This is a genomic window from bacterium, from assembly GCA_035370465.1.
GTDB lineage: Bacteria > Ratteibacteria > UBA8468 > B48-G9 > JAFGKM01 > JAGGVW01.
Map to the genome: position 1 here is coordinate 31,714 of DAOOVW010000003.1, position 21,685 is coordinate 53,398.

Here is a 21,685-nt window from a genome sequence, read left to right on the forward strand (position 1 = left end):
ACTACCTAAAAAAAAACAGGGTCATAAACTTTTATTAATGAAATATCATCAAACCAGATACATTCATCTTGTTTCTGAACAGGAGCACCAAAAAGCAAAACACAGGAAGTAATATCTTCAGGAGCAATAAAAAAGAATTCAACCTTTTGCCATTTACTTTCTCTTTCTTTAGGATAGGAGATTGAAATTCTTGGTGCTTTTCCTTTTCCCTGGTCCGCCCATCCATTTTTATCCATCCACCTTATTGTCATTGAACCCCCTTTATCAGGGGGGTCCTGTTTAACCCAGAAACTTAATAAATATCCTGCTTTTGGAGTAACTTTAATACCTGCCTGAAAACATCCTGATATCTGGTTTTCTCTAATTGAAATTGAATATTTCCCCGTATGTGCTTGTGTTGGGTCCCAATAAAATCTTGTGACTGATTGTTGAAAATTCCATGTTGTCCACCCTTTTAATCTTTTATCTAATTTCTTCCAATCAAATTTCTCTAATTCTTCTTCAGAAAAAACTTCTTCTTGCTTTGTTTCCTCTCCTGGCTCAAAACTTCCATTGAGAACTAAATTCTGTTTACTCTCAGGAGATTGCTTGATAAATATCTGTGAAAGTGCAATACTTTTTATTTCATTATCTTTATTTTCCTCTGCTACTTTTTTCCAAAATGATTGTATATCTTCCTGGCTATTTCCTTTTTTCTCAAAATACTCCGTTATTTTTGTAAATATTTTATATGTTTCATTTTCAAAATATGGTTTTATAATTAAAGTTTGTTGACTTTTAAAACTTTCAAGGTTTGTATTTACAAAAATATTTTTTTCTTCCTCAGTGGTCATTTGATAGTTCTCTATTGATTCAATTGCTTTAAACCCCATTTTTGCTTTATTTATAATATCTTCTATTTTTTCATCTTTTTTAATCTCTTCTATATTCTGCATATCTTTCATTGTAAGATAACTCTCCAAATAAAATTCACTTAACCTCCATATTTTTTCAAATAAATCTATCCTTTTTTTTACTATTTCATCTTTTAATAATTCTTTTGCTTTGTTAAGTTTATTATTAAGATATTCAAGGTCATCCCAGATATATTCATCAAGTTGTTTCAAACTTTGCCAATCAGCTATTGGATGTAATGGGTCTTTTTTTCTACCATAAATTTCTTCAATTCTGTCAAAAAATTCTCTCATCGGTTTATTTGCTTCTCCATAAAAATTTAAAAAATAATCATCTAAAAGTTTATCAATATCAGCATCTATATCCCATGCAAGTTCATTTAAAACATACTGACGAGGTCCATCATATAACCAAACTTGCGTAAATGTCTCAAACCATCCACCTTTTAAATTTACACTTTTATATGCTTCTTTCCATGCTTTTCCCATTATATGGGGATAATGACGAGGAACTATATAGCCACCCCCATAAAGATAATCGTATATCCCGATGTTTTTTGCTCCTGCATTGCTCCATCCCTCTAATAATTTCATATTTTCTCTTAATCCACTCGCTACTTCTACATAAATATTCGGTTCTAATTTTATATTTTCAGGAACTGGAGAGGCGCCTCCATAAGCAATAAAACTTACCAATTTATCTGGAAATTGTTTCTGCGCTAATTTTGCTATTTGATTGTAAAAAGGAATATATTGATTTTTAAATTTCCTTTTTAGTTCTAAACAATCTGGACATTGACAATCTCCTCCACCATCATTTACACCTACTGGAATACCGAGCATTTGTGGATTTTTTTCAAAGTATTCGTTAGACCATTCAATTGCAATTTCTGGTAAATCAGGATTACTAACACATGGCTGCCAGGTCCCACCTGAATTTTTTGGAGGGATAAATCTTTTCCCTTCTATCATTGGATAATATTCTGGATGACTTTCAGAATATTTTTCAGGTGAATAAATATGATAAAGATTATGAGATGCTAAAAATGTTGTTCTCCATGAACGAGAAAAATTCCCATTTCCTCCGTAAAAACCGGCATTTGTATATGTAATAAAAGATGGTTCTTCCTTAATATCTATTTTTAATGGTAAATTTATTATTTCTTTTTTAGAAATTATTTCTCCTAATTCCCCTGGCATAAAATACCTATATCCACAAAACCTCTTTAAAAAATCATAAATAGCATATGATGTCCCTCCCAAATACTTACCTGCAATTACCAAACTATCTGGATTGCTTATTATATAATATCCATATGGATGAAGTTTATCAAAATCAAGTCCTATTTCATTTACATAATTAGTTCTTCCAACATATATCTTGAAATTTTCTTTTATATCTTCTGCTTTTTCTGTTTCTAATATAACTTTAATATTCCCAGAAGTAATTTTATTTAGATAATTACATAAAGTCCTTGCAATAGATATACTTGAAGAATCTGATATAATTATAACTTCTTTCTTTTTACCTGCCACAGATATGATTTCTGTTTTCTGCCCTTTACTACTTTTTATTATTTCTTCTATAGGTGGCTCGTTTTTTAATATTGAAGAAACAATTTTTTTAACCATTAAAAGTAAACTACTGCTTTCCGGGTCATCTTTCCAATCTTGTTTGTAATATGACATAACTACTGGTGAAAAATATATAAAAGTCCCTTTTCCGTATTGATTGATAAAAACTTTCCCAATGCTCTCTGTTCCTATTATTACTCTCCCAGCTGTAATATCTGTCAAACCCGGCTCTGACCCAAACCAACTATACTCTTGTTTCGCAAAATGATTTACAATCGGATTCTCAGGAGAAATAATTTTAGCAGACACTTTCCCATATTGATAAGTTGTTGCTCCTATCCAATCTGCCCATGAAGAAAATTTTCTGTTGTCTGATGGAACCCAATTACCAATAGTTATTGTTGTTATTAAAATATGACCACCTTCTTTTAGATATTTTTTAACTACTTCATTATCTTCCTCTGTTAACGGTTTTGGTCTATCCTGACTTAATATAATAAATTTGTAATTCTTAAATTCTTTTACTGGAATATAACCATCTTCTTCTTTTAAAATATCTGACTTTACTTCACACTCTTTCTCCAAAAATTCTTTCCATGTTTTTGAACGCCAGCCACAAATACCTATTTCTGATTCAGCCATCAAAAAAGTCGGCAAAAATAAAAACACTAATAAGCCTAAAATAGTTTTTGCTCTTTTCATATATACCTTGTATGATGAAGTTAGATTTTTTAGAGGAGTTATTTATAGTAATTATACTTCTTGTGAACTCTATTACTTCACATACCATAATCACCTCCTAATTCTCTAACTTTATTATAAACCCTAAAAAAATTTTTTTCAAGAGACCGGCATTTCTCAAAAATAATTCTACTAAAATATCCTATACAAAAGCAGCACTTTTGTTTTAATTTTTTCTCCCTTTGTTATACACCTAAAAAAATGTATAATGTAAATTATGAATAATAAAAATAGTTTAGCGATTGTTAGAAGACGAGAAATTAAAGAAGTGTATATTTCCGAAGGATCTCTCGGGTGTAGACCCTACGGGCGAGCATGTGGAAATGTCACATTTTTATTTGGTAAAAAATGTCACATAATCATGTGGTAATATATCTTGTTGACAAAAAAAAATTTATGTGTTTTAATATTAAAAATAATATAGGGAGAATATGAAAGGGGGTGAAGACAATGGTGATAAAGAAAAAAGCCGCAAGTAAAAAAGGTTGTAGTAAAAAAACAACAAAGAAAACAACAGGTAAAAAAGTGGCTAAGAAGAAAAAATGAGAAGAAAAAAAAGAAAATTGAGATGGCGTTCTAAAAAAGCAAATCATAGAAAGAAACCAACAATGGGATAAAAAATAGGAATGGAAAGCAATTGAACTTAAATAAATAATGAACTAATTGATGTTTCTAAGTGGATTCTTTTAATTGCTTCTCCAAGTAAAGAAGACACACTTAAAATTTTAAATTTAGGTGGTAAAGATAAGTGTGGTATTGTGTTGGTTATTATAATTTCTTTTAAGTTTGAGTTATTTAATTTTTCTATTGTATCTTCTGAAAAAACCGCATGTGAAGCACATCCGTAAACCTCAATAGCACCACCTTTAATCAATATGTCTGCTGCTTCAATTATTGTATTACCTGTTGAAATCATATCATCTACAATAATTACTTTTTTACCTTTTACTTCTCCTATAACATGAGTTACCTCAACTTTATCAGGACTTTCTCTTCTTTTATCCACAATTGCCAATGAAGCATCTAATCTTTTTGCAAAAGCCCTTGCCATTTTTACTCCTCCAACATCGGGAGCAACAACAACCAACTTATCAAATACTTTTTCTTCTAAATAACTAATTACAATAGGAGCAGCAAAAAGATGGTCAACAGGTATATCAAAAAATCCCTGTATTTGTGGAGCATGTAAATCCATAGTAAGAATTCTATTAGCACCTGCCGATACAATAAGATTTGCAATAAGTTTTGCTGTTATGGGAACTCTCGGTTGGTCTTTCCTATCCTGTCTTGCATATCCAAAATATGGTAAAACAGCAGTAATTCTTTTAGAAGATGCTCTTCTTAAAGCATCAAGAATAATAAGCAGTTCCATAAGATTTTCATTTACAGGTGGACAGGTTGATTGGATTACAAAAACATCTTTTCCTCTTACATTTTCCTCAATTTTTACACAAATTTCTCCATCTTTAAATCTATAAATGTTAATTTTCCCTATTTCTTTATTCAGATATTTACATATATTTTCGGCTAAATTTTTATTTGAATTTCCTGAAAAAATTAAACAACTGTCCATTTTTCACTCCTTTTTAAAAGTTTTTCTGCTTTTTGGAGTTCCTCTATTGTATTTATACCCATCACTTCCTCAGGTGTATATATTGTAAAAGAACGGATTTTTACTCCCTGACAAGCAAGAATTTTAATAACATCAGTAAGATAATATTCCCCTTTAACAGGGTCTTTTTTGAGTTTTTCTAATGTATCAAAAAGAAGTTGTTTTTTAAATATGTATATCCCAGAATTGATTTCTTTTATTTCTTTTTGTTGGGGAGTAGCATTAACTTCTTCAACTATCCCGGTAATTTTCCCTTCTTTATTTCTTATAATTCTTCCATAACCAGTTGGATTATCAATAGAAACTGTAATTATAGAACACATTGCTTTGCTATTTTCAAAATCATTTATAAAATTTTTTAATGTATCATAAGAAATAAATGGAACATCACCATATAGAATAAGAATATTCCCATCAAAATTTTCTAAAAGGGGCATTGCTTTCTTAACAGCATCTCCTGTTCCAAGAGGAACAACTTGTTCAGCAAATTTTACATTTTCTCCTTCAAGTTGTTTTATAACCTCTTCTTTTTTAAAGCCAACAACTATTATAACTTCATCTGGAAAAAGTTTTTTTACTGTTTCCATAAGATAAGAAAGCATTGGTTTGCCTAATATATTCTTTACAACTTTTTGTTTTTCACCGCCCAACCTTTTTCCAGAACCAGCAGCAAGTATTACCACTGCAAGATTTGAAGCCATTTGGTATCTCCTTGAACTGCCCGGCGAGGATTTGAACCTCGAAACTCGGCTCCAAAGGCCGATGTGTTACCATTACACCACCGGGCAAAAATTAAATAACATATAGTGAAAACCGTTATATAAACAAAAAATTAAAAATATGTAAAACGAAAATGTAAAATTTAAGACAAAGAAAATAATTTTAAAGTTTAAAACTCTAAACGAGTATTTTATATCCACCAAAAGAGTGCCAAATTCCTGAAAAAGCACTTTACAATTTCAATTTTACATTATTAAGTTTGAATTTTAACTTCTATTGTTTTTTGTCGGATTTGCCTTTTCCTTCTCATATTCTTCAAGCACTTTCTTCTGGATATAATCTCTAAACTCGCTTTTTATTGGATGAGCAAGGTCTTTATGTTGTCGGGAAGGTGAAAGACGCTGTTCCTCAACAGGATTTAAGGCAGAACCACAAGAACCACAAAACTTATTACCTACGGGATTTTTAAATCCACATTTAGGACATGGCCTCTGAATTTTCTTACTTGGCATTGCAACAAAAAGCCCTTTTTTACCCTCAATAACTCTTATATCTCTTATTACAAATTGGTTATCAAAGGTAACAGAGGCATATGCTCTTAATCTACTACTCGGATTTGTAACGAGCGAAATTCTGGTTTCGGTTATTTCCATTTATTTCCTCCTTTATCTTTGAGTTGTTAAAGCATTCAATTATAAAAAAATCCCAGCCAACAGCAACATCACCTAATTTTATTGTTTCTGCCTCTCTTTTCTCTCTAAAAATAGAAAATAAACTTCCACCACTTCCCGAGAGAAAAAATTTTCTTCCCGACATTTTTTCAATTTCTTTCATCACCTCCTTTCCTTCTTCCCATATTTCAAAACAGGGCTTTTCTAATCTGTTATACATTATGCTTTCTGCTTTTTCAAATTCTCTTTCTCTTAATAAGCCGACAAGAATTTTAATTTTTTTTAATCCATTTGTCAAATTACCAAATTCCCTTTTTTTATCTAATTGTTCGTACACATCCTTAGTTGATATTCTGATAGGTGGAACAAGTAATAAGAAATAATAAGTTGGAATATAATTTTTCACTGGCTTTACAATCTCACCATATCCACTTACTATTGATAAATTTTTATAAATAAAGAAAGGAACATCTGAACCAACATTAAGAGCAATTTTTAGCATCTCTTTTTCTGAAATATCCAAATTGAACATTTGAATAACATTTTCAAGAACAACAGCAGCGTTTGAACTACCACCACCAAGTCCACTACCAGGAGGTATTCTTTTCCATATATCTATTTTAACTGGAATGTCTGTTTTGAATTTTGTTTCCAATAAATCCAATGTTTTTTTAACTGTATTATCAACAGGAATTTCCCATTTAGAATGGAAAATAATTTCTGTTTTTTTTGATTTTTCAATTTCTACAATATCTGAAAGAGAAATAGGGGTAATTAAAGAAACAATAGGATGAAACTTTTCTTTCTTTTCTCCTACTTCAAGAAATAAATTAATTTTTGCCGGTGCAAGAACTTTCATCTGTTTTTGGTTTTTTTGCAACTTTTACAAGTGATGGCTTTAAAATTTTGTCGTGATAAACATAGCCAGGTTGTTCTTCCTTTACAATTTCCCCATCTTCAAATTCATTTGTTTCTACAACGCCAATTGCTTCATGTATATGCGGGTCAAATTTTTTACCTTTTGTCACTATTTTTCTAACACCATTTTCCTCAAGAAATTTTGTAAATTCCTTTTTTAAAAGTTCAACTCCTTTATGAATTGCTTCATTAGATGGATTTGTTTCCATTTGTTTTAAGATATTTTCAAATATATTGTCAAATTGAAGTAATTGTCTCAAAAGATTTTCAGCCCCATACTTATAAATTTCCTGTTTTTCTTTTTCAACTCTTTTTCTATAATTATCAAACTCAGCCAGAACTCGTAAATATCTATCCTTTAATTCGTCAATATCTTTTTTTAATTTCTCATTTTCTTTTTTAATTTCCTTTGTTTTTTTTAACGATTCTTTCAATTTCATCAAATCCTTCTCTTTTATATATACTATTCCTTCTTTCTTATTTTCCATTTTACATACACCTCTTATTATAATATAAAATGATAACTAAAAATGTAAAAAGTTTTTATCTTTTGTTTTGCTTCATTTTGAATCCGCCACACTACATAGTCGGATGCTCTAAAATACGCATTTTACATTTTTGTTTTACACTTTTCCAATATTTATTCTACCTTATAAAACCCATTCTCCATGGTGGCCAATATATAAAAAGGGCTTTTCCCACCAGGTCCTTTTCTGCTACAAATCCCCAATATCTACTGTCACTACTGTTAATACTATTATCCCCGAGTACATAATATGACCCTGGAGGAACTTCTGTTTCTTTCGCAACCCCATAATATCCATCACTATAATAATACCTGCAACTAATCCTCGGTTCTGTTACTTCCTTGCCATTTATATATATTTTACCTTCTTTTATAAGTACTCTTTCACCAGGAAGAGCAATCGCTCTTTTTACATAATCTGTTGTATGAGTTTCTTTAATATGTTTAAAAATTACTACCTCACCTCTTTGGGGTTTTCTAATTTTATAAATTATATCATTTGATATAAGTCGGTCACCAACCATTAAAGTAGGGACCATAGAAGTAGTTGGAATTTTGAAATTTCCAACAAAAAATATTCTAACAAAAACAGCAATAACAATAGCCCAGAATAACGATTTAAACCAATCAGTTGTTTCTTTTTTTATATCTTTTTTCATTTTAGTCATATATTTTACCCTTTGTCTTTATTCATTTCAATAAATTAATATATAATTCTGAATATCTTTCTACCATTTTATCAATAGTAAACTCCTTTTTTATTTTTTCCTTTGCATTTATTCCAATTATTTCTTTTAAATTTTTATCTTCTAAAAGTTGCTTTATTTTATTAACTAATTCTTCAGAATTTCTATCTTTTACCACAAATCCATCTTTCCCATTTTGAATAATATAAGGTACATCTCCTACTGAAAAAGAAACAACGGGAATTCCAAAACTCATTGCTTCAAGGACACTTAACGGACATCCTTCCCATTGAGAAGTCAAAACAAAAATATCAATAGCCGAATATACCCTTTCAATTTCTTTTACAAAACCAGCAAAGACAAATTTATCCTTTACTCCAAATACCTCTGTAAGATGTTTTAAATATACTTTAAGCGGTCCTTCTCCGGCAATTAAAAATTTCACATCAGGAAAATTTTCTGAAATAACTTTACATATTTTTATAAAAATTTCCTGTCCTTTTACTTTTCTTAAATTACCAACATTACCAATAACAATACTATTTTCACTGAAACCAAATGAACTTTTTGAAAATGTTCTTTTTTCTGTTGGGTATTTGACACCATTTGGAATAACTACAATTTTTTTTTCATTTATTTTCCCTTTTTCAACAAGGTATTTTTTCCCGGAAAAAGAGTTTGAAATAATAATGGTTGATAATTTTGAAGTTAATCTATCTATTTTCCAGTGATACCATTTTCTCCATTTATCTACACTTCTTTGAGAAGAAATAATAATTTTTATACCTGCAATCTTACCTAAAATTCTTCCAATTAAATTTGAAATAAAAAGAAATGATTGACAGATATCTGGATTTATTTTTTTGATTTTTTTATATACAATAAAAATAGAAAGTGGCTCTTTTTTTAAATCATAAATATAAGCAAATATATTTCTTTTTTTAATTTCATCTGTAAAAGTACCTTCTCCTCTTAAACAAATGATGTATATATCAAATTTTTTTTTATTCAGATTATCTATAAGTAAAAGCAATGACTTCTCAGTTCCTCCAATTTCTGAACTATTTAGCAGGTATAATATTTTGATTTTTTTATCTTCCATAATATGGTTCAAGAGGAGGTGACTTTATACCTCTTTTGATTTTTTCATATGCAAGGAAAGCATTATAACTTGCCAGAGGATAAACTGGAAACTTAAAAACATCTTTTTTATAATTATTCAAAAAAATGTTCACACCTGGACCAATAGGAATATAATCTTCTTTTTTTAAAATATTTTTAACTATTTTTTTTGAAAATGTTTTTATTGGGAATGATTTCTTAAAGTTAAATTTACAGTTATATTTTGAAATATAAAAATTTTCTCTGTATGCATTAACAACACAAATAAGTTTGCATCTAAAATCCTTCAAAATAAAAAAAAGTGAATCAGGTAATGAAACAGCATATATTTTCTCTTTTTTACCACAGGCAATCCCTTTTACAAAAGATATCCCTGTCCTTATACCAGTCCAGGAACCAGGTCCTATTGAGACAATAAAATAATCAAAATCACTTGTTTTTATCTCACAATTAATATTTTCAAGATTTTCTACCAAGCAACTCGCTATATCATCACTTTTAAAAGTAATTTCTTTCAATAAATTAAAATTTTCAACAACTGCTATACTCCCTATTGAAGAAGTTGTCTCAATGGATAATAATTTCATTTTAATCAACAGAATTTAATATTCTGGATATTAAAGCCCTATCTAATTTCTCCTTAGGATTGATTTTTGCCTTTGAAATAAGTGAAAGTTTGGCTGTACCTAAGGTAACTCTCCCTTCTAAATAAACAGGGACTCTTTCTTTATCAGTTGTAAGCCATATATTCATTTTACCTTTTCTAAAAACTCCTTCATCACTTTCTGCTATTGGTTCAAGGAGGTATATTTCCTTATTCCCAAGAAGAGGTACATCTTTTGTCATTTTATCTTTTCTTGTAATTGTTAAATTCCAGATTTTTTCCATTGCAACAGGATATTGGAATTTCTGGTAACTCTCAAAATCAGCACTCCTCAAAACATAAAAAATAAACATTCCATCATATAAATTTCCATTAAATTTTACTTTTTGTGTTTTATTTGAATAAACAGCCCCTTTTTTTAATTTTTTCACATTCCAGGTGTATTCACTCTTATTAAAATTAAAAAATATCTCTGTGGTTCTTTCCTTTTCCCCATTTTTTACATAAGAATAAAAATAATATGGTTTTAATGTTTTTTTATCTATGAAAGAATCAACTCTATTATATCCATATCCACTCTTTGCCATACTTCCTTCCGGGACAGTAATCCCCACAATATGATAGAACTCACCATTATTATTTTTCTCCTCTTTACAAATAATTATTCCCTTCCCAACATTAACAAAATTCCATTTTGCAGAATAAAGAAGATATTCTCCTGACCATGAAGTAAAATAATTTAACAATTCAATAAATTTCCCATCCTGTTTTTTTTCTTTTTCATCAGGTATTACAGGATTAGGTAATTTCTGCTCTTTTTTTGCAATAAGAGACCTTTCATCTTCTAATTTCTTTTCTTCTTGTGATAAATTTATTTCTGGCTGAATTATTGTTTCTTCTTGCACATTTTCTTCTATGGTTAAAGAAATTTCATCTGTTGATAAAGGTGCTTCTTCAGGTGGATAATTAACATCAGGGATTTCTTCAAGAGTTACCTCTTTGTTTTTTTTGCCAGTACATCCTGCCAAAAATACGAAAATAGCCAGATAAATAATGATTTTTTTCATTTTTTTAGACCACCCTTTATGATTTTCTATTATAATAACACATTTTGGAAATTTTTTAAATAAAAATTCTCAATAAAAGAAAAATTTAAAGTCAATATGCTTTATATCTCTATCTCTGAATAATTTATACTATTTTTCTTAGATATTAATGTTTTTATTTTTTCTGGTAAATAACCAAATTTATCTTCTATTTCTTCAATAAACTTACTCTTTTCTTCTTCTGTTTTTATTTCACTTAATTTTTTATATATGTAGAATCTAAATGATGGGAAGGGTGCAAAATCATCTGGCAAAATAAATGGAAATTCAACCTCTTCTGGTTGCTTTACTTCCTGCCCTTTTATTTCTCCCATTACTTCTCTCCAGAACCTGCAATAAAGGTTAAATCCAACCATGTCAATAAATCCATGTTGTTGCTTCCCTAAAATATTTCCTGCTCCTCTAATTTCAAGGTCTTTTAAAGCAATTTTATATCCACTACCAGGACTATTTAATTTCTGTAATGCATCTATTCTCTTTCTTAAATTTTCGTTTAATGGAATATGTTTCGGAATAAAAAAGTAAGCATAAGCGCGCCATTTATATCTTCCTACTCTACCTCTCAATTGATAAAGGTCAGAAAGTCCATATCTTGTTATATCATCAACTATTAAAGTATTTGCTCCTGGTATATCAAGCCCATTTTCAACAATACTTGTTGCAACAAGAACATCTATTTCTCCCTTTGAGAAAGACCTCATAATTTCTGAAAGTTTCTCTGGTTTTAATTTCCCATGAGCAACTTCAACTTTACTTTCAGGGACAAGTTTCTTAATTTTCTCTTTTACTTTTTCAATATCATATACATAGTTATGAAGATAAAATGTTTGTCCTCCTCTTTCCATTTCTTTTTTTATTGCCTGCTTTACTATTCCTTCATTATATATTCCAGCATATGTTATAACTGATAATCTCCCTTCTGGTGGTGTTTCAATTAAACTTATGTCTTTCAATCCACTCAAAGACATATAAAGTGTCCTTGGAATAGGAGTTGCTGTTAAAGTTAAAACATCAACTTTTCTGAACATCGCTTTTATTTTTTCTTTATGAACAACACCAAATTTTTGCTCTTCATCAATTATCAGAAGTCCAATATCTTTAAATTTCACATCCTGCTGTAAGAGTCGGTGTGTCCCGATAATTATATCTATTTTTCCTTCTTTCAATTTATTTATTATTTCTTTTTGTTTTTTTTCAGATACAAGACGGGATAGTTGCTCAATTATCACAGGGAAATCAACAAATCTCTCAGAAAAAGTTAAATAATGCTGAAGACAAAGAACAGTTGTTGGAACTAAAACAACTACCTGTTTTCCACTTAATACGGATTTGAAAGCACACCTCATTGCTACTTCTGTTTTTCCATATCCAGAATCACCACAAATAAGTCGGTCAGTTATTTTCTCACTTTCCATATCTTTTTTAACTTCTTCTATTGCTTTTAATTGATCTTCTGTTTCTTTATAAATAAAACTTTCTTCAAATTCATTTTCCATTTTATCGTTAGAAACAAAATTAAATCCTCTTTCTTTTTTTCTTTCTACATAAAGGGTATAAAGGTCTGATGCAAGGTCTCTAATTGAATTTTTAACTTTTTCCCTTATGTTAATCCAATTTTTACTGCCTAATTTTGATAATTGTGGTTTCTTATCTCCAACATATTTATTAACAAACTGTATTTGTTCAATGGGTATATAAAGTTTATCTCCACCATCATATTCACCTACAATAAATTCTTTCTTCTCCCCATCAAATTCCATCTTTTCCATTCCAACAAATTTTCCTATTCCTTCATTATAGTGAACAATATAATCCCCTTTTTTAATTTCTTCCCATTCTGTAATATTTTGGAAATTGCGTTTTTTAAATGGGGTGTATTTTACTTTATATCTTCCAAAAATTTCATCATTGCTTATATAAGTAATATTTTCTTCTGGAATTGAGAAACTGTATGATAAATTACCTTTTAAAAATTCAATATTTGATATATCAATATTTCTCTCAATAAGTATTTCTTTAAGACGCTGGTTCTGAGATTCTGTTTGTGAGAAAATACTTATATTTTCACCAGGATAAGTGTTCCAGATAAATTGAGAACTGATTTTAAACCTATCACCAGCAGGAAAAACATTAAAATAAAATATATTTTTATTCCTTAAAAAAGTTAATTTTTCACCAACTATATTTGATTTTTCTATTATATCCTGAATTTCTCCATTTTTTTCAATAAATTTCTCTCCTCTAATTATGAAATTTATTCCATTAACCTGGGAAATAAAACTCTCCTGTCTTTCACCAACAAAAAATTCGCTCAGAGGTAATATAGAACATTTTTCAATTTTCTCAAAAGAACTTTGATTTGAAGGATTAAATTTTCTTATTGAATTTATACGATTTCCAATAAACTCAACTCTTAAAGGGAAATCAGAAAAAGGAGGATAAAAATCAACAATTCCACCTCTTGTACTAAATGTTCCTTGAATTTCCACAACTTCTTCTTTATCATATCCAAATTTTACAAGAATCTCTATAAAATCATCTCTTCTTATATTTTCTCCTTTTTCAACTTCTATTTTTTTAAAATTTGAGAAAGGAGGAATTTTATTTAAAATTGCAGGGAAATATGTAATTATAAGTGACTTTTTATTCTCTATTATTTCAATAATACTTTTTACTCTTTCAATATTAACTTCTGAAATTTCATCTTCTACTTTTTCATATTCAGGGAAAAAAATTACTTCTTTCTCATCTATAAAATTTAAAATATCAGAATAAAATATCATTGCTTCTTTTTCATCAGGAAGAATAACAAGAAAGTTTGAATTTGAAAATTTGAAAATATTTGATATAAGAAAAGAGAAAAAAGAGAGATTGTTCCCTACAATAGAAAAAAGGTCTCTTTTCTCAATTAACCCCAGTATGCTATTTACCTTTTCCATCAGTTTCATTTCTCGTCCTCTTGCTAAAATTTTCCAGTTGACCAGATATTTCCAAAATCAAGTGTCTCTTTAAAAATTTTGTAAGTTGTTTCATCAAAAAGAACAAATCTAATTTTTTTTATTGATTTTAACTTAGGAATTTCCTCAATAACACTTTTAATAGAAACAATCGCTGCTTCTTTTGTTGGATAACCAAAAACTCCTGTTGATATTGCAGGAAAAGCAATTGACTTTAAATTTTTTCCATCAGCAATTTTTAAACAATTTTTATAACATTCAGCAAGTTTGGCAGCAGGACCTTTCTCCTGTAAGTAAACAGGACCAAGAGTATGTATAACATAAGAATTTGGTAAATTATAACCAAATGTTATTACTGCCTCCCCTGTTTTTATAGGAGCAAGTTTCCTACATTCTTCATAGAGTTTTGGCCCTGCTTTTTTATGAATTGCACCTGCAATACCTCCCCCAGGAGAAAGATATGCATTTGCAGCATTAACAATAACATCAATATCTGCCTGTTCAGTAATATCCCCTCTTATAACTTCAATTTCAACATCACCTATTTTCACAATTCACCTCCTTTGTACCTTTTTTGACACTAATTATTATTAAAGTTTCTGAGTATAAAAGATACTTTTAACTAATTTTTGAAACCCATGTTTTATGTACATTTTTTGAGCAGGTATATTTATTTCAAGAGTTGAAACAATTGCAGTCTCCATCCCCTCTTTTCTCATTTCTTCAAGAACTTTTTTATGAAGAGAAGACCCAATACCTTTTCCTCGAAATTCTGGTAAAACACCATTACTTCCAACTTCACCAATTTTCCTCTCAAAATCAAGGGTATAAGTTGAATACCCTATAATTTTCCCATTAACTTCTCCAACAAACACCCAATCAATATGACTTTTACAGAAATTTTCAACTTCTCTTTTTTTATATTGATACCATTCTTTTCCAGCAATTTTCCCATATTTTTTTTCAAGAAGTTCTGCTATTGTATAGCCATCCCATACTTTTTCAGTCATTTTCACAATTTCTTCAATATCTTCACTTCTTGCTTTTCTTATTTTTATTTGCATATTCGCCTCGCCTTGTTATAATTATTTTACCTTTTATTACTTAAAAATTCACTTGATAAAAAATTTTAATTATTTACTAAAAAACTTTATAGGAGGAGAAGATAGTTATGATTTACAGAAAATTTGGGAAAACTGGAATTAATGTTTCAATTCTCGGTTTCGGTGCTATGAGATTACCAATGATTGAAAAAAATGGAGAAAAACATGTAAATGAAGAATATTCAATTGAAATTATACAGAAATCATTTTCTTATGGGGTAAATTATATTGATTCTGCTTATGGATATTGTTCAGGAGAGAGTGAAATAGTTGTTGGAAAAGCACTGAAAGGGTGGAGAGAAAAAATATATGTATCAACAAAAGTTCCTACTTATAATATTGAAAAAAGAGATGATTATAGAAGATTTCTTGAGGAACAACTAAAAAAATTAGATGTTGATTATATTGATTTTTATCATTTCCACTTACTTGATAATACAAAATTTGAAGAAAAAGTTATTAAATTAAAACTTATAGATGAAGCAGAAAAAGCAAAAGAAGAAGGACTTATAAAACATATATCTTTTTCCTTTCACGACAAACCAGAAATTATGAAAAAGATAATTGATACAAACTTTTTTGAAACAGTTTTATGCCAGTATAATATCCTTGATAGAAGTAATGAAGAGGCAATTGAATATGCAAGAAAGAAAGGAGTTGGAGTTGCAGTTATGGGCCCTGTTGGAGGTGGTCGACTTGAAAAAGCAGATGAACTTGTTAAATTTTTTAAAAATAAATATCATTCAAGTCCTGAAATTGCTTTAAAATTTGTTTTTTCAAATGAAAATGTCTCAATTGCTTTATCAGGAATGAATACAATTGAAATAGTAGAAGAAAATTGTAATATTGCGTCAGGTGGGAAATTTCTTGCTCAACAGGATAAAAAATTACTTGAAAAATGGATAGAAGAAAGAAAAAGAAAAAAAGAAATTCCATGTACTAATTGTAAGTATTGTATGCCATGCCCTTTTGGTGTAGCAATTCCAGATATCTTTAATATAATGAACTATTATAAAATTTATGGACTATTTGATTATGCAAAAAAAGCATATAACAATATTGGAAAATGGGAAAAAGATGAGAGGAAAAAAGCAAATGCCTGCGTGGAATGTGGGCAATGTGAGGAGAAATGCCCTCAGAAACTTGAAATAAGAAAATTACTTAAAGAAATACACAATACCCTTTTTAATTGACAGATTTACCATATTATTTCATAATATAATTATGAAGAAGTTGAGATACATAGGTAACACCTGCCAGTTTTTTGAAAAGTTTAGGGATTTATATAAAAGCAACAATAAAAAAAGGAGGAAAAAATGAAATTTTCAGGAATAAGTGATGAAGCAGGACAGTCAATTGAAATGCAGATAAAAGCACATAAGGAATTAGGGTGGAAATATATGGAGTTGAGAAATGTTGATGGAGAAAATTTGACAATGGTGAGTGATGAGAAATTTGAAGATGTTTATAGAAAAGTTAATGAAAATGGTCTTCTTGTTTCCTGTTTTGCAAGTGGTATTGCAAACTGGTCAACTAAAATTTCTGGTGATTTTACTAAGGATGTTGATGAACTTAAAAGAGCAATACCAAGAATGAAAAAGTTCAATACAAAATTCATAAGAGTTATGTCCTGGCCCAATGATAAAGATAATCCATGGGAAGAAAAAAAATGGGGAGAAGAGGTTATAAAAAGAATGAAACAACTTTCTAAAATTGCAGAAGATGGTGGAGTAATTCTTGCTCATGAGAATTGTAGTGGTTGGGGAGGTCTATCTCCTGAAAATTCAATAAGATTATTAAAAGAGGTTAGTTCCCCTGCTTTTGTCCTCCTGTTTGATACAGGAAATGTTATTCCCCATGCAAATATGGATACATGGGATTTTTACATTAAAATTAAGCCATATATAAAATATGTCCATGTTAAGGATTATAAAGCAGATAAGAGTGGAGCGACTTTCCCAGGAGAGGGCTCTTCAAAAGTAAAAGAAATTCTTACTGACCTTAAAAATTCAGGATATGATGGGTTCGTTTCAATTGAACCACATATTGCAAGTATAGTTCATGAAGGAAAAGTTGGAGACCCTGAATTAACTTACAGGTCATATATTGAATATGGTAGAAAATTAATGCAACTTATTAAATAAAATAATTTTTACACTTTTACTTTTCTTGTCTCTGTGGATATTAATTTACCATCTCTGAGATATTGAATGGTAACTGTTCTTTCATTTCCTTCAAGTTTACCAGGTGTTGCAATAATTTCTTCTGTAATACCATTTTCTGTTGTCCTTGAATATTTTACAGTTGTATTTAAAGTTGCTGCTTCTTTTGCTGCACGCGAAACAATATCTTCTTTTGTCTCTACAACATTGTTCTTATCCATTGAATCTCCAATTAATGCACCTGCTATAGCACCAGTAGCACCTCCAATGATAGCCCCTCTCCATGGTTTATTTGAATCTATGATAGCACCTAAAATTCCTCCACTAATTGCTCCTATCCCTGCTCCCTTTTTACCTTTCTCAGAAGACCATTCCACGCTTGCACATCCACTCAATAACATACCAGCAATAAGCAATACAGCAATTCCTCTCTTCATTTTTACCTCCTTGTGAAAATATGGTATCGTCTCTACAAATTTATTCTACTTTTTCTATTACATTTGTCAACAGTTTTCTTTCTGTACTCAAACAGGTAAAATAATAATAAAAAATGAAATTCATTGCTGATGGTATGTTAGGAGGTTTAGCAAGGTGGTTGAGATTTATTGGATATGATACATTATATTTCAATACATCACGGAAAATTGATTTTATCAGACAGGCAAAAAAAGAAGGAAGAATTGTTCTAACAAAAGATAGAAAATTATGTAGGGACTTTCCTGGACTTGTATATTTTGTAAATGGAGAAAATACATTAGAACAGTTTAAAGATGTTATTAAAAATTTTAAAATCAGAATAAAAGAAAAGGATATATTTTCTCTTTGTTCAATCTGTAATAAGAAACTTGAAAGAATAGAAAAAGAAAAAATAAAAGGGCAGATTCCAGAATATATTTATCTCACAAAAGAAAAATTCTCAATATGTCCTGATTGTGGAAGAATTTATTGGGATGGAGACCATTGTAAGAGAATAAAAAAAGTAATAAAAGAAATATGAAAAAAATTATTTTGATTTTTTCTTTACTTTCTATTGTTCTTATTTCCTCTCCAAAAGAAGCATTATTTTATAAAAAAATTGAAGGTAATTTTGTTCAGTGTTTTTTATGCCCAAGAAAATGTGTTATAAAGACAGGTGAATATGGTTTTTGCAGAGCAAGAAAAAACATAGACGGGACTCTTTATTCAATGGGATATTCAAACCCATGTTCTGTTGCAATAGACCCAATGGAGAAAAAACCATTTTTTCATTTTTTGCCAGGAACAGATACATTTTCTATTGCATCTGCTGGATGTTCATTAAGATGTAAGTTCTGCCAAAACTGGCAAATATCTCAATACTCTCCCGAAGAAACAAAAAATTTCAATCTTCCACCAGAAAAAGTTGTTGAATATGCTAAAAAAAATAATTGCTTATCAATTGCCTATACTTATTCAGAGCCAGTGAACTTTTATGAATATATGTTTGATACATCAAAAATTGCAAAACAAAATAAAATTAAAAATATTGTCCATACTTCTGGTTTTATAAATGCACAACCACTTGAACAATTATGTCCTTATATTGATGCAGTAAATGTTGACCTTAAAGGATTTAATGAAGAATATTATAGAAACATCTGTCAGGGCGATTTACAGACAATTTTAAATACATTGAAAATTTTCAAAAAACATAAAATATGGATAGAAATTACAAATCTTATTTTGCCTGGATATAATGATAAACCAGAAGAAATTGAGAAAATGTGCATATGGATAAAAGAAAATTTAGGTGATTATGTTCCTTTGCATTTTTCAAGGTTTTATCCTATGTATCAGATGAAATTTTTACCTTCAACCCCTGTTTCTACATTAGAAGAAGCATATAAGATTGCAAAAAAAGTTGGCTTGAAATATGTCTACATTGGAAATGTTCCTGGAACAAAATATGAAAATACATATTGTCCATATTGTGATAAACTTTTAATAAAAAGAGTTGGTTTTTCTGTTCTTGAAAATAACATTGTAAATAGTAAGTGTAAATATTGTGGTAAAAAAATTGAAGGTGTGTGGGAAAAATGAAAAAATTTATTTTATTTTTTGTTTTAATTCCATTTTTACTTTATTCTGAAAATGTAAGAAAACCGAATTTTGCAGGTAGTTTCTATCCCGAAAATACTGATTCTTTATCAAAAATGATAAATAATTTTCTAAAAAATGTTGATAATAAGAAGATAAAAGTGGAAAAAGATAAAATTATTGGTGTTATTGCTCCACATGCTGGCTATATTTATTCAGGGCAGGTAGCGGCATATTCATTTAAAACACTTGAAGATATGACAAATAAAACATTTATAATTATTGGGAGAAGTCATCATGCCTATTTTAAAGAAGTTATAATTGAAGATAGGGATTTCTGGCAGACACCTCTTGGAAAAGTTGAAATAGATAAGTCACTTTTTGAAGAACTTTATGCCCAAAAACAATTTCATATAAATCATAATTTATTGGATATTGACCATGCAATTGAAGTAGAAATTCCTTTTCTGCAAAAAGCATGTAAAAATTTCAAAATTTTCCCAATTTTGCTTGGAGACCTTGATAATGAAAATATAAATAAAATTTCTAGCATTATTTACAATGTTATTAAAAAAAGAAAGGATATAATTTTTGTTGTGAGTTCTGACCTTTCTCATTATTACCCAGAAAACATTGCAGAAGAAAAAGATAATTTATTATTTAAATATCTTAAAACAAAGGATACAAATTTAATTTATAATAAATTAAAGGAAAGAAAAGAAGTTGAAGCATGTGGAGATGCTGCAATTCTTTTATTGATGAAAATAGCAGAAAAAATTGGTTCTTACAGAATAGATGTTTTAAGTCATTCAAATTCAGGAAAAATTACTGGTGAGAAAGAAAGAGTTGTTGGTTATGGTTCAATAATTATTTTAAAAAGTGAAAAAAAGGAGGAGAATATGCTTACAAAAGAACAAAAAGAAAAACTTTTAAAAATAGCAAGACAAACACTTGAATTTTATTTAAAAAATAAGCCATTGCCTGAAATAAAAGAAACAACCCCTGTTTTAAATGAGAAAAGAGGTGTTTTTGTTACATTAAAGAAAAGAGGGAATTTGAGAGGTTGTATTGGTTATATTTATCCTGTTGTACCTCTTATTGAAGGGGTAAGAAAAATGGCAATTGAGTCAGCGACAGGAGACCCAAGATTTTCACCTGTAACATATGAAGAACTACAAGATGTTGAAATAGAAATTTCTGTTTTAACTGTCCCAAAAAGAGTAAAAAGTTCAGATGAAATAGTTTTAGGTAGAGATGGAGTTATAGTTAAAAGAGGATTTAATCAGGGTGTTTTTTTACCACAGGTAGCAGATGAAACAGGATGGAGTAAAGAGGAATTTTTAAGTCAACTTTGCTGGCAGAAAGCAGGTCTTTCTCCAGATGCATGGAAAGACCCAGAAACAGAACTTTACACTTTCCAAGCAGAAGTTTTCAGTGAAAGTGAATTTAAATGAAATTACATGGTAATTTTTTCCTTTCAGGTATCATTTTTGGGTTTTCCTTTTGTCTCATAAACTGTGGGCTTTTACTTTTTCCTGTTGTTGGAGAAGGAAGTCATAACTACAAACAGGGATTATTGAAAGGCATTCTTTTTAATTTCGGTAAGATATTTTCTTATTCTTTTTATGGTGGAATTGCCTCTTATTCGCATTTTCTTTTAAAAACATTTATTGAAAGTAAGTATTCATTTATTGTCGGTGGTATTTTTCTTATTATTTATGGTATATGGTTCTTCTTAAAAACAGGTGGAAAATATGTAGTGGCAGGAAAATTTCAAAAAATAAATTTACATATTTTTCTTTTAGGACTGATTTATGGCTTAGTTCCCTGTGGTCCTTTAATTGGATTCTTTTTATATGTTTTTTATGTCAGTAAAGGAATATTATTTGGAGTGATTTCTGGATTTCTTTTTGGATTAGGAGCAATTTTTGGACCTCTTACCCTTTGTATTTTCATCCCATATATCTGGAAATTTTTATATAGAAGTTCATTTAAGATATTTTTAAGATTGATTTCGTCTTTTATTTTTATATTCTGGGGTGTTAACCTAATTTTATTATCTCTTTCTCATTAGGAAATTAAATTTCCCAATATAACCGCGGGGGTTAAATTCTCTAATATGTGAAGAGACTGTTGTGTCAAATAAAAATCTACTCGAAATACTAATTCGTTGAGACATTAAAAATCTACTCCAACACATTGTTTATTTTTCTCTTCTTTTTCTATTTCCATTT

At 29.2% G+C, this 21,685-nt stretch carries 20 protein-coding genes and 1 tRNA gene; 6 read left to right on the plus strand and 15 right to left on the minus strand.

What is annotated here, in order from left to right; all coding sequences use genetic code 11:
- Positions 1–5: 5 nt before the first annotated feature.
- From PLW95_00840 to PLW95_00905, 14 genes are all read right to left on the minus strand, one after another.
- A complete protein-coding gene (locus tag PLW95_00840; GenBank protein ID HOV21216.1) occupies positions 6–3,110 on the minus strand; it encodes a DUF4838 domain-containing protein in 3,105 nt (1,034 codons plus the stop codon).
- 742 nt (positions 3,111–3,852) lie between these two features.
- On the minus strand, positions 3,853–4,782 hold the full coding sequence (locus PLW95_00845) for a ribose-phosphate pyrophosphokinase (GenBank protein ID HOV21217.1): 930 nt from the start codon (positions 4,780–4,782) through the stop codon (positions 3,853–3,855).
- On the minus strand, positions 4,767–5,522 hold the full coding sequence (locus tag PLW95_00850) for a sugar phosphate nucleotidyltransferase (protein ID HOV21218.1): 756 nt from the start codon (positions 5,520–5,522) through the stop codon (positions 4,767–4,769). Before PLW95_00850 ends, PLW95_00845 begins: the two co-directional genes overlap by 16 nt.
- 16 nt (positions 5,523–5,538) lie before the next feature.
- Positions 5,539–5,609: transfer RNA gene (locus PLW95_00855), tRNA-Gln, on the minus strand.
- Between the two features lie 198 nt (positions 5,610–5,807).
- Positions 5,808–6,194 (minus strand): SpoVG family protein, encoded by a 387-nt coding sequence (locus tag PLW95_00860; GenBank protein ID HOV21219.1) that lies wholly within the window; start codon positions 6,192–6,194, stop codon positions 5,808–5,810.
- Positions 6,148–7,071, minus strand: a complete 924-nt coding sequence (gene ispE / locus PLW95_00865) for a 4-(cytidine 5'-diphospho)-2-C-methyl-D-erythritol kinase (GenBank protein HOV21220.1) — start codon at positions 7,069–7,071, stop codon at positions 6,148–6,150. The genes PLW95_00860 and ispE overlap by 47 nt, the downstream gene beginning before the upstream one ends.
- On the minus strand, positions 7,043–7,618 hold the full coding sequence (locus PLW95_00870) for a nucleotide exchange factor GrpE (GenBank protein ID HOV21221.1): 576 nt from the start codon (positions 7,616–7,618) through the stop codon (positions 7,043–7,045). Before PLW95_00870 ends, ispE begins: the two co-directional genes overlap by 29 nt.
- Before the next feature lie 157 nt (positions 7,619–7,775).
- Entirely contained in the window at positions 7,776–8,315 is a 540-nt protein-coding gene (lepB, locus tag PLW95_00875; GenBank protein HOV21222.1) for a signal peptidase I, read from the minus strand.
- Positions 8,316–8,346: 31 nt separating this feature from the next.
- Positions 8,347–9,444, minus strand: coding sequence for a glycosyltransferase (locus tag PLW95_00880; GenBank protein ID HOV21223.1), 1,098 nt, complete (start codon positions 9,442–9,444; stop codon positions 8,347–8,349).
- A complete protein-coding gene (tsaB, locus tag PLW95_00885; protein HOV21224.1) occupies positions 9,434–10,051 on the minus strand; it encodes a tRNA (adenosine(37)-N6)-threonylcarbamoyltransferase complex dimerization subunit type 1 TsaB in 618 nt (205 codons plus the stop codon). The genes PLW95_00880 and tsaB overlap by 11 nt, the downstream gene beginning before the upstream one ends.
- 1 nt (position 10,052) lies before the next feature.
- The gene (locus PLW95_00890; GenBank protein ID HOV21225.1) at positions 10,053–11,135 is read right to left on the minus strand and encodes a DUF3108 domain-containing protein; all 1,083 of its coding nucleotides are present in this window, start codon (positions 11,133–11,135) and stop codon (positions 10,053–10,055) included.
- 101 nt (positions 11,136–11,236) lie between these two features.
- Positions 11,237–14,122, minus strand: coding sequence for a transcription-repair coupling factor (gene mfd, locus PLW95_00895; GenBank protein HOV21226.1), 2,886 nt, complete (start codon positions 14,120–14,122; stop codon positions 11,237–11,239).
- Positions 14,123–14,136: 14 nt separating this feature from the next.
- Positions 14,137–14,685 (minus strand): macro domain-containing protein, encoded by a 549-nt coding sequence (locus PLW95_00900; protein ID HOV21227.1) that lies wholly within the window; start codon positions 14,683–14,685, stop codon positions 14,137–14,139.
- A 36-nt stretch (positions 14,686–14,721) separates the two neighbouring features.
- A complete protein-coding gene (locus tag PLW95_00905; GenBank protein ID HOV21228.1) occupies positions 14,722–15,195 on the minus strand; it encodes a GNAT family N-acetyltransferase in 474 nt (157 codons plus the stop codon).
- 107 nt (positions 15,196–15,302) lie between these two features.
- Here PLW95_00905 and PLW95_00910 point away from each other — a divergent pair, with 107 nt between their 5' ends.
- A complete protein-coding gene (locus tag PLW95_00910; GenBank protein HOV21229.1) occupies positions 15,303–16,427 on the plus strand; it encodes an aldo/keto reductase in 1,125 nt (374 codons plus the stop codon).
- Between the two features lie 123 nt (positions 16,428–16,550).
- On the plus strand, positions 16,551–17,378 hold the full coding sequence (locus tag PLW95_00915) for a sugar phosphate isomerase/epimerase family protein (GenBank protein ID HOV21230.1): 828 nt from the start codon (positions 16,551–16,553) through the stop codon (positions 17,376–17,378).
- 8 nt (positions 17,379–17,386) lie between these two features.
- Here PLW95_00915 and PLW95_00920 read toward each other — a convergent pair whose 3' ends face one another.
- The gene (locus PLW95_00920; GenBank protein HOV21231.1) at positions 17,387–17,833 is read right to left on the minus strand and encodes a YMGG-like glycine zipper-containing protein; all 447 of its coding nucleotides are present in this window, start codon (positions 17,831–17,833) and stop codon (positions 17,387–17,389) included.
- A 113-nt stretch (positions 17,834–17,946) separates the two neighbouring features.
- On the opposite strand from PLW95_00920, the gene PLW95_00925 reads away from it, so the two are divergent.
- The 4 genes from PLW95_00925 to PLW95_00940 are packed head-to-tail and all read left to right on the plus strand — an operon-like array spanning position 17,947 to position 21,525.
- Complete coding sequence (locus tag PLW95_00925) at positions 17,947–18,393, plus strand: Mut7-C RNAse domain-containing protein (GenBank protein HOV21232.1); 447 nt, start codon at positions 17,947–17,949, stop codon at positions 18,391–18,393.
- A complete protein-coding gene (amrS, locus tag PLW95_00930) occupies positions 18,390–19,454 on the plus strand; it encodes an AmmeMemoRadiSam system radical SAM enzyme (GenBank protein ID HOV21233.1) in 1,065 nt (354 codons plus the stop codon). The genes PLW95_00925 and amrS overlap by 4 nt, the downstream gene beginning before the upstream one ends.
- On the plus strand, positions 19,451–20,905 hold the full coding sequence (gene amrB, locus PLW95_00935; GenBank protein ID HOV21234.1) for an AmmeMemoRadiSam system protein B: 1,455 nt from the start codon (positions 19,451–19,453) through the stop codon (positions 20,903–20,905). The genes amrS and amrB overlap by 4 nt, the downstream gene beginning before the upstream one ends.
- Complete coding sequence (locus tag PLW95_00940; protein HOV21235.1) at positions 20,902–21,525, plus strand: sulfite exporter TauE/SafE family protein; 624 nt, start codon at positions 20,902–20,904, stop codon at positions 21,523–21,525. Before amrB ends, PLW95_00940 begins: the two co-directional genes overlap by 4 nt.
- The last annotated feature ends 160 nt before the right edge of the window (positions 21,526–21,685 follow it).

Excerpts from the sequence above, each read along its gene's own strand:
- PLW95_00925 (HOV21232.1), top strand. The coding sequence starts at position 17,947 with ATGAAATTCATTGCTGATGGTATGTTAGGAGGTTTAGCAAGGTGGTTG.
- PLW95_00905 (HOV21228.1), bottom strand. The coding sequence starts at position 15,195 with ATGCAAATAAAAATAAGAAAAGCAAGAAGTGAAGATATTGAAGAAATT.
- PLW95_00870 (HOV21221.1), bottom strand. The coding sequence starts at position 7,618 with ATGGAAAATAAGAAAGAAGGAATAGTATATATAAAAGAGAAGGATTTG.
- PLW95_00850 (HOV21218.1), bottom strand. The coding sequence starts at position 5,522 with ATGGCTTCAAATCTTGCAGTGGTAATACTTGCTGCTGGTTCTGGAAAA.
- PLW95_00940 (HOV21235.1), top strand. The coding sequence starts at position 20,902 with ATGAAATTACATGGTAATTTTTTCCTTTCAGGTATCATTTTTGGGTTT.
- mfd (HOV21226.1), bottom strand. The coding sequence starts at position 14,122 with ATGAAACTGATGGAAAAGGTAAATAGCATACTGGGGTTAATTGAGAAA.
- PLW95_00860 (HOV21219.1), bottom strand. The coding sequence starts at position 6,194 with ATGGAAATAACCGAAACCAGAATTTCGCTCGTTACAAATCCGAGTAGT.
- PLW95_00920 (HOV21231.1), bottom strand. The coding sequence starts at position 17,833 with ATGAAGAGAGGAATTGCTGTATTGCTTATTGCTGGTATGTTATTGAGT.
- PLW95_00915 (HOV21230.1), top strand. The coding sequence starts at position 16,551 with ATGAAATTTTCAGGAATAAGTGATGAAGCAGGACAGTCAATTGAAATG.
- PLW95_00845 (HOV21217.1), bottom strand. The coding sequence starts at position 4,782 with ATGGACAGTTGTTTAATTTTTTCAGGAAATTCAAATAAAAATTTAGCC.
- amrS (HOV21233.1), top strand. The coding sequence starts at position 18,390 with ATGAAAAAAATTATTTTGATTTTTTCTTTACTTTCTATTGTTCTTATT.
- lepB (HOV21222.1), bottom strand. The coding sequence starts at position 8,315 with ATGAAAAAAGATATAAAAAAAGAAACAACTGATTGGTTTAAATCGTTA.
- ispE (HOV21220.1), bottom strand. The coding sequence starts at position 7,071 with ATGAAAGTTCTTGCACCGGCAAAAATTAATTTATTTCTTGAAGTAGGA.
- PLW95_00910 (HOV21229.1), top strand. The coding sequence starts at position 15,303 with ATGATTTACAGAAAATTTGGGAAAACTGGAATTAATGTTTCAATTCTC.
- PLW95_00880 (HOV21223.1), bottom strand. The coding sequence starts at position 9,444 with ATGGAAGATAAAAAAATCAAAATATTATACCTGCTAAATAGTTCAGAA.
- PLW95_00840 (HOV21216.1), bottom strand. The coding sequence starts at position 3,110 with ATGGCTGAATCAGAAATAGGTATTTGTGGCTGGCGTTCAAAAACATGG.
- tsaB (HOV21224.1), bottom strand. The coding sequence starts at position 10,051 with ATGAAATTATTATCCATTGAGACAACTTCTTCAATAGGGAGTATAGCA.
- PLW95_00890 (HOV21225.1), bottom strand. The coding sequence starts at position 11,135 with ATGAAAAAAATCATTATTTATCTGGCTATTTTCGTATTTTTGGCAGGA.
- amrB (HOV21234.1), top strand. The coding sequence starts at position 19,451 with ATGAAAAAATTTATTTTATTTTTTGTTTTAATTCCATTTTTACTTTAT.